Annotated in this window: 10 protein-coding genes; 4 read left to right on the top strand and 6 right to left on the bottom strand. The window is 61.0% G+C overall.

Annotated elements, in window-relative coordinates; translation table 11 throughout:
* Positions 1 to 110 precede the first annotated feature (110 nt).
* The 4 genes from GNF76_RS21820 to GNF76_RS21835 all read right to left on the bottom strand — a co-directional run bounded on the left by GNF76_RS21820 (position 111) and on the right by GNF76_RS21835 (position 3,639).
* Positions 111 to 665 carry a tetratricopeptide repeat protein gene (locus GNF76_RS21820; RefSeq protein WP_155585148.1) on the bottom strand — a complete coding sequence of 185 codons (555 nt, stop codon included), beginning with the start codon at positions 663 to 665 and terminating at the stop codon, positions 111 to 113.
* 226 nt (positions 666 to 891) lie between these two features.
* The gene (gene hemL, locus GNF76_RS21825; RefSeq protein WP_155585149.1) at positions 892 to 2,175 is read right to left on the bottom strand and encodes a glutamate-1-semialdehyde 2,1-aminomutase; all 1,284 of its coding nucleotides are present in this window, start codon (positions 2,173 to 2,175) and stop codon (positions 892 to 894) included.
* Positions 2,176 to 2,196: 21 nt separating this feature from the next.
* Positions 2,197 to 2,823 carry a thiamine phosphate synthase gene (gene thiE / locus GNF76_RS21830; RefSeq protein ID WP_155585150.1) on the bottom strand — a complete coding sequence of 209 codons (627 nt, stop codon included), beginning with the start codon at positions 2,821 to 2,823 and terminating at the stop codon, positions 2,197 to 2,199.
* Positions 2,824 to 2,841: 18 nt separating this feature from the next.
* Positions 2,842 to 3,639, bottom strand: a complete 798-nt coding sequence (locus GNF76_RS21835; protein WP_155585151.1) for a hydroxymethylpyrimidine/phosphomethylpyrimidine kinase — start codon at positions 3,637 to 3,639, stop codon at positions 2,842 to 2,844.
* A gap of 284 nt (positions 3,640 to 3,923) precedes the next feature.
* Here GNF76_RS21835 and GNF76_RS21840 point away from each other — a divergent pair, with 284 nt between their 5' ends.
* From GNF76_RS21840 to GNF76_RS21855, 4 genes are all read left to right on the top strand, one after another.
* Positions 3,924 to 6,302 (top strand): hybrid sensor histidine kinase/response regulator, encoded by a 2,379-nt coding sequence (locus tag GNF76_RS21840; protein WP_155585152.1) that lies wholly within the window; start codon positions 3,924 to 3,926, stop codon positions 6,300 to 6,302.
* 89 nt (positions 6,303 to 6,391) lie between these two features.
* Complete coding sequence (locus GNF76_RS21845; RefSeq protein WP_155585153.1) at positions 6,392 to 8,044, top strand: acyl-CoA dehydrogenase family protein; 1,653 nt, start codon at positions 6,392 to 6,394, stop codon at positions 8,042 to 8,044.
* Between the two features lie 171 nt (positions 8,045 to 8,215).
* The gene (gene amn / locus GNF76_RS21850) at positions 8,216 to 9,715 is read left to right on the top strand and encodes an AMP nucleosidase (RefSeq protein ID WP_178123478.1); all 1,500 of its coding nucleotides are present in this window, start codon (positions 8,216 to 8,218) and stop codon (positions 9,713 to 9,715) included.
* A 71-nt stretch (positions 9,716 to 9,786) separates the two neighbouring features.
* Complete coding sequence (locus GNF76_RS21855; RefSeq protein WP_155585155.1) at positions 9,787 to 10,428, top strand: pseudouridine synthase; 642 nt, start codon at positions 9,787 to 9,789, stop codon at positions 10,426 to 10,428.
* Here the strand turns inward: GNF76_RS21855 and GNF76_RS21860 are convergent.
* On the bottom strand, positions 10,423 to 10,632 hold the full coding sequence (locus GNF76_RS21860) for a DUF2788 domain-containing protein (protein ID WP_169357921.1): 210 nt from the start codon (positions 10,630 to 10,632) through the stop codon (positions 10,423 to 10,425). The two genes, GNF76_RS21855 and GNF76_RS21860, sit on opposite strands and share 6 nt — an antisense overlap.
* Before the next feature lie 242 nt (positions 10,633 to 10,874).
* Positions 10,875 to 11,354, bottom strand: a complete 480-nt coding sequence (locus GNF76_RS21865) for an Lrp/AsnC family transcriptional regulator (RefSeq protein WP_003194418.1) — start codon at positions 11,352 to 11,354, stop codon at positions 10,875 to 10,877.
* Positions 11,355 to 11,676 lie beyond the last annotated feature (322 nt).

The following is an 11,676-nucleotide window of genomic DNA, read 5'->3' on the forward strand; positions in this document are numbered from 1 at the left end:
GGCGTTAGACCGAGTCGTACCCATCGCAGGCAAGCCAGCTCCCACATTTGAAATGCAGTGCCCTGTGGGAGCTGGCTTGCCTGCGATAGCGGTAGTTGAGCTTAGATAAATCAGGGCAGTGGCGAGAAAGGCGACCGCCCATCGGCGCTCTGCAGTTCCTGCAGGTAGTTACGGAAAATCTGCCCCAGTACCTGGGTCGCCACTTCCAGCTCATCACGCTGCATATGCTCGGCGACTTCGTCGGCAGTATCCAGCGCATCTTCGGCGCCGTTGACCGCGGCCATTTTCAGCACGATATACGCCTGAACGTTATTGGCTGGCACGCCTTCGCCTTTGAAGAACATGGTGCCCAGCTGGAATTGCGCCTGGGCATGGCCCTGTAACGAGGCTTTCTCGAAGTAACTCAAGGCTTTGTTGAGGTCGTGGGAGGGGTTTTTACTGTCGTGGAAGAATTCGCCCAACTCGTATTGCGCCTGCGCATCCCCGCCGTCGGCCAGTTGCTGGCACGTGCTCAGGGCTTCGGCCTGGCTTTCTGGCTGGGTATTGAGGGTGCAACGACCCATCGCTGGGATTAACAACGAGTTGCCGCCTGCTTGTGCATGCGCGAGCAGGGGCTGAAGGAGCAACAGGCAGCCCAGAACCAGGGTGCGGCCGGTGCGTTTCATGGGAATCGACTTACCTCTGACGGGGCGCGCGGACCCGCAGGGGGGTCCAATAAGCGCGCATTATGAAATAAGCAGGCCCCTGCTTACAAAGTCTTTACTCGTTTTTCTGCTGCGTGGGCAAGTTATCTGCCGGTTTGCAGGTGATTTCTCGGAAAAAGAAGGAAAGTTCTGTAAGCAAAGTAGCAAATCTGACGCCGCCATGGGCGACGTCAGGTTTCAGGCTGACTTATTTCAGGGCGGCGAAGGCGCGTTCGGCGGCGTCGAGGGTCAGTTTCAGCTCGGTATCACCGTGGGCGATCGAGGTGAATCCGGCCTCAAAGGCGCTCGGTGCCAGGTACACGCCGCCTTCCAGCATCAGGTGGAAGAAGCGCTTGAACAGCTCGGCATCGCTGCTCATGACGTCATCGAAGGTGACGATGTCATCGGCGCGGCTGAAGTACAGGCCGAACATGCCACCTGCCTGGGTGGTAACGAACGGGATGCCGGCAGCGTCGGCGCGCTGTTGCAGGCCGTCCAGCAGGCGGGCGGTGTAGTCGGTCAGCTCGGCGTGGAAGCCCGGGCGGCTGATCAGGCGCAGGGTGGTCAGGCCAGCGGCCATGGCCAGCGGATTACCGGACAGGGTGCCTGCCTGATAGACCGGGCCCAACGGTGCGATGTGCTGCATGATTTCGCGTTTACCGCCAAAGCAACCCACTGGCATGCCACCGCCGATGATCTTGCCGAAGGTGCTCAGGTCCGGCGTCACGCCGTAGTGCGCCTGGGCGCCGCCGAGGGCAACGCGGAAACCGGTCATCACTTCATCGAAAATCAACACCACGCCGTGTTTGTCGCACAGGGTCCGCAGGCCTTCGAGAAAGCCCGGCGCAGGTGGCACGCAGTTCATGTTGCCGGCCACAGGCTCGACGATGATGCAGGCCACTTCCTGGCCCACTTCGCTGAGCATCTGCTCTACGGCGGCGATGTCGTTGAAGGGCAGAGTCAGTGTGTGTTTGGCGAACGCCGCCGGCACACCGGCGGAACTCGGTACGCCCTGGGTCAGCAAGCCGGAGCCCGCCTTGACCAGCAGGCTGTCGGAGTGACCGTGGTAGCAGCCTTCGAACTTGATGATGCTGTCGCGGCCGGTAAAACCCCGGGCCAGGCGAATGGCGCTCATGGTGGCTTCGGTACCCGAGCTGACCATCCGTACCATCTCCATGGATGGCACGATGGCGCAGACCAGGTCGGCCATCTCGGTTTCCATGGCGGTCGGGGCGCCATAGGACAGGCCGTGCTCCAATTGCTTGCGTACCGCATCGAGCACGTCCGGATGGCTGTGGCCGAGAATCATCGGGCCCCAGGAGCCGACGTAGTCGACATAGCGCTTGTCGTCTTCATCGGTGACGTAGGCGCCTTCGGCGTGCTTGAAGAACAGCGGCGTGCCGCCAACGCTTTTGAACGCCCGCACAGGCGAGTTCACGCCACCGGGGATGTGTTTCTGGGCATTGGCAAACAGGGTTTCGGAACGGGACATGATCGGGCTCTCTGAAATCGATTATTGAGTCTTGAGCAGTTCGTTGAAGGCGCGGGCGCGGCGCGTCACTTCTGCAGTGCTGTCGGCACCAAACAGGCCGTGGACCACTGCCAGCAGGTCGGCACCGTGGGCTATCAGGGGTTCGGCGTTTTCCAGGGTAATGCCGCCGATCACGCAGATGGGCAGATGCAACCGGGCGCGGGCCTGGGTCAGCAGTTCGACGTCGGCCGCGGGGGCGCCAGGCTTGGTGTTGGAGTTGAAGAAGCGGCCGAAGGCGACGTAACTGGCGCCTTCCTTGGCCGCTTGCTCGGCCAGTTCGATCTGGCTGTGGCAGGTCGAGCCAATGATCGCCCTGGAGCCCAGCAGCGCTCGGGCCGGCGTCAGCGGGCCGTCGGTCTGGCCCAGGTGTACGCCGACACCCAGGCGCGCAGCCAATTCGGCGTCGTCGTTGATGATCAACTGAGTCTTGTAGCGTGAGCACAGCTCATGCAGCTTTTCGGCTTCCCGCAGGCGGCGCGCCTCATCGCTGCTTTTGTCGCGGTATTGCAGCAGGGTCACGCCACCGTCCAGCGCCGCTTCGACGTAGGCCAGGAATTTGCCGGCCAACAGTTGGCTGTCGGTAATGGCGTAAAGGCCACGTAGTTTCATCGGGCAGGCCTCTTGGTGTTACGAGCAGAAATCCAACGGCAGACGACGAGGCACAAATTGCCCCTGGCCGAGTTGTTCGGCGTCACGCAGGGTGCGCCAAGTGTAATTGAGTGCTGACTCTACCGCGCTGGCCAGGCCTTCGCCCTGGGCCAGGCGGCCGGCAAGGGCGCTGGCCAGGGTGCAGCCGGAACCGTGATAACTGCCGGGCAAACGCTGGCAGGTAAAGGTCCGCTGGCCGCCATCGCGGCTGTACAGGCGGTTGTGTACTTCATGCTCGTCGCCATGGCCACCGGTGATCAACAGGTGCTTGATGAACGGCAGCAGTTTCTCGGCGCACTCGTCGGCGCTGCCTTCGGGCAGCTCAGCCAGGATGCGCGCTTCCGGCAGATTCGGCGTGGCAATCAGCGACAGTGGCAGTAGCCGTTCGCGCATGGCGTAGCCCACTTCATCCTTGCCCAGGCTGCCACCGCCACCGGCGCGCAGTACCGGGTCGCAGACCACCGGCAGATGCGGGTGCTCCTTGAGCAGTTCAACGACGGTGTCGACCATGGCTGTGGAGCCGAGCATGCCCAGCTTGACTGCGGCCACTTGGGAGTCGCCGAGCACGGCGTTGGCCTGGGCCAGTACCCACTCGCGGTCAAGCACGCGGAAATCACTGACATTGACGGTGTTCTGCACGGTCAGCGCGGTGACGGCCGCAGCGGCGTGGCAACCCTGGGCGAGCAGGGCTTCGATATCTGCCTGCAAGCCGGCGCCACCACTGGGATCGTGGCCGGAGAGACAGAGGACAACGGGGCGAGAGCTGTAGATATTCATGGTGCGCGAGCTTACCACCAAACGCTTTTTGCGTGGCTGTCGGGCGCGGGTTGAATTTCATGGCTGAAAGTGAGTGTGGGCGGCCCTGACAAGTCATCAAGAGCAGGCTGGAAACGTTCTGGAACGCCCGTTCTAGAGCCTTTCAAATTTTTATTTCAATGGTGTCTATTGGCCTTTACCGGCTATGCTAGAGTGGTTTCAAACAATAACTGTATTGCCGGTATACGTCTTCTCAAAAGGAATGGGGGCTTTTGACATAACCGGACAGGCCACGCTGGGGCTCTATGCGCTATTTGCTGATGTTACTGTGGTGCGGGCTGCCGATGCTGGCCGGCGCAGTCGAGTTCACGGACACCACCCGAAGCCTGCCGCTGGGCCAGGTGATGCAAGTGCTCGAAGACCCGAGCGGTACCCTCGACATCAAGGATGTCAGTTCCCAAGGCAACGCTGATCGATTCAAACCCCATGACAAAGCCACCCTCAATGCCGGCTATTCGCGCTCAGTGTTCTGGCTGAAAGTCGACCTGCATTACCTCCCCAGGAATCCTCACCCCCCTCGTACCTGGTTGCTGGAGCTGGCTTACCCGCCGCTGAATCATCTGGACCTGTATCAAGCCGATGGCGCGGGTGGTTATCGCCTGGCCACGCGCACGGGCAGCGCGATGCCGTTTTCCAGCCGTGAGATTCGCCAGAGCAACTACTTGTTCAAGCTGGATTTTGCCCCCGATCAGCAGGAAACCCTGTACCTGCGCCTGCAAAGCCAAGGCTCGATCCAGGCGCCGTTGACCCTCTGGTCGAGTACCGCGTATCTGGAGCAACAACCGCTGCGCTTATATGTATTGGGTGTGATCTACGGCGTATTGCTGGGGATGCTGATCTACAACCTGTTTATCTACCTCAGCGTGCGCGATACCAGCTACCTCTATTACATCCTCTACATCGCCTCGTTCGGCTTGTACCAACTGTCGGTGAACGGTGTCGCCGTGCAGTATTTCTGGCCCAACAGTCCATGGTGGGCCAATGCTGCCGTACCTTTCCTGATTGGTTCAGCGGCACTCTTCGGCAGCCTGTTTGCCCGCAGTTTTTTGCATACTGCGCTGTACAGTCGCTGGCTCAATCGGCTGCTGGTGGGGCTGGCGGTGTGTGGCGCAGGGGTGATGGTGCTGGCGTTGCTGACCAGCTACGCCCTGGCCTTGCGGCTGGCCACCGGCCTGGCGTTGATCTTTACCGTGACGATCTTTGTCGCCGCCATCAAGGCCTGGTACTGCGGCCAGCGAATGGCGCGCTACTTCATCATTGCCTGGTCAGCGTTCCTGATTGGCGGGGTGGTCAATACGCTGATGGTGCTGGGCTATCTGCCTAACGTGTTCCTGACCATGTACGCCAGCCAGATTGGTTCGGCCCTGGAAGTCGCCTTACTGTCCCTGGCCCTGGCGGACCGCATCAACTCGATGCGCGAGCAGCAGGCGCAGACCCTTTTCGATGCCAGCCAGAAACTTGAAGCGCTCAACCAGCAATTGGCCCGCAGTAACCAGTTGAAGGACGAGTTTCTTGCCAGTTTGACCCACGAACTGCGCACGCCGATGAACGGCGTGATCGGTTCGTTGGAGCTGATGCAAACCGAGTCGCTGGAAGGCGATCTGGCGCAGTATCAGCAAACCGCTGCGGGTTCGGCGCGAGACATGATGCGCATGGTCAATGGCATCCTCACCCTGACTGAACTGCAGGCCGGTCGCCTCCATGCCCAGCCCCAGGTATTCAGCTTGCGGGGCTTGCTCGACACCTTGCGCCAGCGGTTTCTGGCCAATGCCCAGAGCAAGGGGCTGGAGTTTTCCATTGATGTCGCCGACGAATTGCCCGACCGTGTGGAGGGTGATGCGGACAAGTTGGTGCAATGCCTGGAATGCCTGCTGGACAACGCCTTCAAGTTCACCCGCGAAGGCTCGGTGCGGGTACGGGTGGTCGGGCTGATCAACGCGAATGGCAATCTGCGCCTGACCTTTATTGTCACCGACACCGGTATCGGCTTCGCCTACCTGGATGAGGCGACCTTGTATCAGCGCTTCTTCCAGCTCGATGGGTCGATGACCCGCGAGTACGGCGGCCTGGGCATCGGCCTGGCAATCTGCCGGCAACTGATCGAGCTGTTGGGTGGGCGCTTGACCCATCACTCCGAACCTCGGCGGGGCAGCCGCTTCCAAGTGGAGCTTGAAGTCACCCCGGTAGCTGTCGAGCCTTCAGTACCTTGTAGTGTGTCCGACACCCCGCGTGCGCCTCAGGACTGCGCGGTGTTGCTGGTGGACGACAACAGCGTGGCGCAGTTGGTGGTGCGTGGCATGTTGCTCAAGCTCGGCTACCGGGTGAAGACGGTCGACAATGGACCGGCGGCGTTGACGTTGTTGCAGGACGACACCTTCGATGCTGTGCTGCTGGATGTGCCGGAGGGCGGCTTTTCCCTGTGTTGCCAGATCCGTGCGTTGCCCGGGTGCGGTGAACTGCCGGTGATTGCCTTGAGCACCTCGCTGCACAGTCCCGAGCGCGAGCATTGCCATGGCGTTGGCATCACCGACCGATTGGTTAAGCCGGTACGGTTTGAAGCCTTGCAAGCGGTATTGCAGCGCCGGCTGTTGTCGGCAGTTGAGGGTGAAAGCGCCGACAGTTAGGCGTTTATGCCACTTCTTTAACGCCGATGGCGGTGCTTAACTGAAATTCAGGCTTCAGAGAACGAGGCCACTTTTTCAGGAGGCCCGTCATGAATCTGCACCAGTTCGCCGAAACCCACGACGTCACCAATCAGCCGCCGTCCCTGGACGGGGCCAATCTGTATCGCATCGATTTGCCCCTGCAAGACTGGTCGCGCCGCTTCGGTGCCGGCTGGGCTCAGGAGCGGATCGATGCCTATGGCGCGCTGGCGGGCGGGCCATTGATGGCGGCCGGGTTCCTGGCCAATGAGAACAAACCGGTGTTCAACAGCCATGACCGCTATGGCCATCGTATTGACCAGGTGGAGTTTCATCCTGCCTACCACGAGCTGATGCGTACCGCCGTCGAGCACGGCCTGCCGTCGCTGCCCTGGGCTCATCCGCAACCTGGCGCGCATGTCGCCCGCGCAGCCATGACGTACTTGCACAGCCAGGCTGAAGCCGGGACCGGCTGCCCGCTGACCATGACCTTCGCCTGTGTCCCAGCCCTGCGTTTGCAGCCGGACCTGGCCGAAGCGTGGTTGCCGAAAATCCTCAACACCGAATACGACCCGCGTAACGTCGGTATCGCCCACAAGGCCGGCGCCACTATCGGCATGGCCATGACCGAGAAACAGGGCGGCACCGACGTGCGCGCGAATACCACCCGCGCCTACCCGGTGGGCGCCGGCGGCCCGGGCCAGCCCTATGAGTTGGTGGGCCACAAGTGGTTCTGCTCGGCGCCCATGTGCGACGCCTTCCTGACTCTGGCCCAGACCGACAAGGGCTTGACCTGCTTCCTGCTACCCCGGCACCGTCCGGATGACACCCGTAACCAGTTCTATATCCAGCGTCTGAAAAACAAACTCGGCAACTGCTCCAACGCGTCCAGCGAAGTGGAGTTCCGCGGGGCGCTGGCCTGGATGATCGGTGAAGAAGGGCGTGGCGTACCGACTATCATTGAAATGGTCGCCATGACCCGTTTCGATTGCATGGTGGGCTCCAGTTCGTTGATGCGTCAGGCGCTGACCCAGGCCAGCCATCATTGTGCCCATCGTTTGGTGGGCGGTCGCGTACTCAGCGAGCAGCCGCTGATGCAAAACGTGCTGGCCGACCTGGCCCTGGAAAGCGAAGCGGCACTGGCCTTGAGCATGCGCATGGGCCGGGCGCTGGACCATCTCGATAATGAACAGGAAGCCAAATTCGCCCGACTGGTGACGGCGGTGGGCAAGTATTGGATCTGCAAGCGCGCGCCGGCGATGATCAACGAAGCCGCCGAGTGCATGGGTGGTGCCGGGTATGTCGAGGACAGCATCCTGCCTCGGCTGTACCGTGAGGCACCGGTCAATTCGACGTGGGAAGGTTCGGGTAATGTGCAATGCCTGGATGTACTGCGGGCGCTGTCGAAAGAGCCCGGTGTACTGGAGGCGTTGTTTGTCGAGTTGGGTGACGGTCATGGCGACAAGCACCTGGCCCGACAGATTGAACAACTCAAGTCGGCGTTTATGGACACTCAGGATATTCAATACCGCGCTCGGCAACTCACCGAGGATATCGCCTTGGTGTTACAGGCCAAGCTGCTGCTGGAGGCGGGCAATAGCAGCGTCAGTGATGGGTTTATTGCCAGTCGGTTGGGTGAGTCGTCGGGGCGGGCGTATGGCACCTTGCCTCGAGGTGTGGATGTGGAAGCCATCGTTGCTCGGTCCACTCCACAAGGGTTCTGAATCACCTCGGTCAAAATGTGGGAGCCGGGCTTGCCCGCGATGGCATCGCCTCGGTTTCGCTGATAAACCGCACCGCCTGCATCGCGGGCAAGCCCGGCTCCCACAGGGATCGTGCCCTTCTTGCGGGGGCATTCCAATTCAGTGTTTCGGTGAGGCTGGGATACAGGCAAGATGAAGGCCTGCAAGTCAGAACACAGGATGCTTACCGTGACCGAAGCTTTTGTCGTTGTTCAAACCGCTGAAGAGGCCGTGGATCGGCTGGCCGCTCTGCATGAGCGTGCTACCGGCGCACTCAATCAAGCCCTCAAGCGTTACCTGAAAGACCGCGTCGAGCCCGACGCCGAACAGCGTGCGCTGTTTCGCTACCCGGAACTGCGCCTGACCTACCTGGTCCAGGGCGAAGTCCCACAGACCACCCGCGCCTACGCCAAGGTCCAGTTGCCGGGCACTTACAGTGTCACCGTCACCCATCCGTCAGCCTTCCGCAAATACTTGCTGGAGCAGTTGGTGCCGCTGATGCACGACTTCACCGTGACGGTGGAAGTGGGCGTCAGCCAGCAGAACATTCCGTACCCGTACGTGGTAGAGCAGGGCGATGAACTGGCCGGTTCCGGCGTCACCGCCGCGACCCTGGCGCGTGTCTTTCCGAGTACCGACCTGTCGGCCGCGACCGATGGCATCGCCGATGGCCTGTACGACTGGGAAAACACCGACCCGCTGCCCCTGGCGTTGTTCGATGCGGCCCGTGTCGATTTTTCCCTGCGCCGTTTGGTGCACTACACCGGCAGCGACTGGCGCCATGTGCAGCCGTGGATCTTGCTGACCAACTATCACCGCTATGTCGACCAGTTCATCGTCCACGGCCTGGAGCAACTGCGCAGCGACCCGCGCTTCATCCGCATGGTGCTGCCGGGCAATGTGATCATTGATAAAGGTATGGACCATGGCGAAGCGTCTGCCATTGCTGCGGGCGTGGTCTGGCACCGTTACCAGATGCCGGCCTACCACTTGCAGGCCAGCGACGGTCACGGTGTAACTCTGGTGAACATCGGCGTCGGCCCGTCCAACGCCAAGAACATCACCGACCACCTGGCCGTGTTGCGGCCGCATTGCTGGCTGATGATTGGCCACTGCGGCGGCCTGCGCCAATCCCAGACCATCGGCGACTATGTGCTGGCTCACGCCTACATGCGTCGCGACGGGATTCTCGACCGGGTGGTACCGCCGAACATTCCGATCCCGGCCCTGGCCGAGGTGCAGATGGCGTTGCAGCAAGCGGCGGCCAACGTCACCGGCGAGAAGGGCGAAGAGCTCAAGAAACGCCTGCGTACCGGCACCGTGCTGACCTATGACGACCGCAACTGGGAGCTGCGCTGGGCTCAGGAGCGGCCGCTGATCAACCTGTCCCGTGCCGTGGCGGTGGACATGGAAAGCGGCACCATTGCTGCCCAAGGCTACCGTTTGCGGGTGCCTTACGGCACCTTGCTGTGTGTTTCGGATAAACCACTGCACAGTGAGATCAAGTTGCCGGGTTCGGCCAACGCCTTTTACGAGCGCGCGGTCAGCCAGCACTTGAAGATCGGCATTGAGGCGGTGGATTTGTTGCGCACCGAACTCAACTCGCTGCACTCGCGCAAACTGCGCAGCTTCGACGAACCACCGTTCCGCTAAGCGGTTGGGATGGTTATTTAACGGTCAGGCCACTAGCATTGTCGGTCCTGACCGTTAGATGTTCCTTTGCCATGTCCCGTCCTGCCCGTCCCGTTTCCCGCCGCCCCGGTGTGAAAAGCCCGCACACCTCGTCAGCCCCGCGCCGTGTTGCCAAGGCGCCACCGGCTGAGCCGAAGTTGATCCTGTTCAATAAACCTTTCGATGTGCTGACCCAATTCAGTGACGGTGAAGGGCGGGCGACGCTCAAGGATTTCATCGACATCCCCGGCATCTATCCCGCTGGCCGGTTGGACCGTGACAGTGAAGGCCTGCTGCTGCTGACCAACGACGGCCAGTTGCAGGCACGAATTGCCGACCCCAGGCACAAGTTGGCGAAAACCTATTGGGTGCAGGTGGAAGGCGAACCGACCGAGGAACAACTGCAACGCCTGCGTGATGGCGTTGAGCTCAACGACGGCATGACCCTGCCCGCTGAAGCGCGACAGTTGGATGAGCCGCAGTTGTGGCCGCGCAATCCGCCGGTGCGTTTTCGCAAGAGCGTGCCGACCCATTGGCTGGAACTGGTGATTCGCGAGGGGCGCAACCGTCAGGTACGACGCATGACCGCCGCTGTCGGTTTGCCGACCTTGCGCCTGGTGCGGGTGCGCATTGGTGACTGGTCGATCGATGGCCTGGATCAGGGCCAGTGGAAAGAAGTACCGGCGCGCTTATAAGGCGCCGGACTCGATAAGGCCGATTACCACGCTCTTGATGATGAACGCCGCTATGCCCAGGCCCAGCACGAAGAACAGGATGAAGGAACCAAAGCGCCCGGCCTTGGATTTCTTCGCCAGGTCCCAGACGATAAAACCCATGAAAATGATCAGGATGGTGACCAGTCCGGTCATCATCCATTCTTCAAATACGGCGGGATCAATGGAGTTCATTGGGCAGTTCCGGCAGGGGGCGGGGCGCAAAGTATACGACAGGCCATAGGCTTCATTATTGACCTGCGTCGGTCTGCCGCATGCGAACCTATTGTAGGCACGCGATCAAAATGTGGGAGCGGGCTTGCTCGCGAAAGCTGAGTGTCAGTCACCACATGTATTGGCTGTCATGCCGCATTCGCGAGCAAGTCGAATCGTCGCACCGCCGCTCCCACATCTGTTCGGCGGCGGCCTCAGGTGCGCAGGTGCGTCAGCGGCAACTCGGTACTGTTGAGTACCTGGTTCAGCACAAAGCTGGAGCGCACGCTGGTGACACCTTCGATGCGGGTCAGATGCCCCAGCAGCAGTTTCTGATAGTGGTCCATATCCGGCACCACCACTTTCAACTGATAGTCGGCATCCATCCCGGTCACCAGGCTGCATTCCAGCACTTGTGGCAAGGTGCGAATGGCCGCTTCGAAGTTCTCGAAGCGCTCGGGTGTGTGTCGGTCCATGCCGATCAGCACGTAGGCCGTCAGGCTCAGGCCGAGCATCTTGCGGTCCAGCAATGCCACCTGGCGCGCAATGTAGCCGTCATCTTCCAGTTGCTTGACCCGGCGCGAGCAGGGTGACGGCGACAGGCCGATTCGCTCGGCCAACTCCTGGTTGGAGATCCTCGCGTCGCGCTGTAATTCCGCCAAAATACTCAGGTCGTATCGGTCAAGTTTGCTCATGGGGCTGGCCTTTGTCGTAACTATTGCTGCGAATTATCTATCCAGGGTTAAAAATTGCGCAAGCACTGTTTATTGACGCAATCTTCGCAATCGCCTGCCGGGGCCTTCAGCCTATTCTTTTAACCAGAATCACTGCCCGGACATAGAGTCCACTGCAGCCCGCCCAACAGGCCGGCTGCGGCCCGCCAACCCCACCGGGTTGCGCCGGCCCCCGGGCTGCACACTGTCCACAAGACGGCGTGAGGTGAGCCAACGTCAAAAGCGTTGAGCCAGGACGAAATTCTCAAGGGGCGACCGACGGGTCGCCCCTTTTTATTGCCTG

The organism is Pseudomonas spelaei, from assembly GCF_009724245.1.
In the GTDB taxonomy this organism is placed as follows: Bacteria; Pseudomonadota; Gammaproteobacteria; order Pseudomonadales; family Pseudomonadaceae; genus Aquipseudomonas; species Aquipseudomonas spelaei.

Bases quoted from the DNA above. Each gene is read 5' to 3' on its own strand.
- thiE (WP_155585150.1), bottom strand. From the start codon at position 2,823: ATGAAACTACGTGGCCTTTACGCCATTACCGACAGCCAACTGTTGGCC.
- GNF76_RS21820 (WP_155585148.1), bottom strand. From the start codon at position 665: ATGAAACGCACCGGCCGCACCCTGGTTCTGGGCTGCCTGTTGCTCCTT.
- GNF76_RS21865 (WP_003194418.1), bottom strand. From the start codon at position 11,354: ATGAGCAAACTTGACCGATACGACCTGAGTATTTTGGCGGAATTACAG.
- GNF76_RS21840 (WP_155585152.1), top strand. From the start codon at position 3,924: ATGCGCTATTTGCTGATGTTACTGTGGTGCGGGCTGCCGATGCTGGCC.
- GNF76_RS21855 (WP_155585155.1), top strand. From the start codon at position 9,787: ATGTCCCGTCCTGCCCGTCCCGTTTCCCGCCGCCCCGGTGTGAAAAGC.
- GNF76_RS21845 (WP_155585153.1), top strand. From the start codon at position 6,392: ATGAATCTGCACCAGTTCGCCGAAACCCACGACGTCACCAATCAGCCG.
- hemL (WP_155585149.1), bottom strand. From the start codon at position 2,175: ATGTCCCGTTCCGAAACCCTGTTTGCCAATGCCCAGAAACACATCCCC.
- amn (WP_178123478.1), top strand. From the start codon at position 8,216: ATGAAGGCCTGCAAGTCAGAACACAGGATGCTTACCGTGACCGAAGCT.
- GNF76_RS21835 (WP_155585151.1), bottom strand. From the start codon at position 3,639: ATGAATATCTACAGCTCTCGCCCCGTTGTCCTCTGTCTCTCCGGCCAC.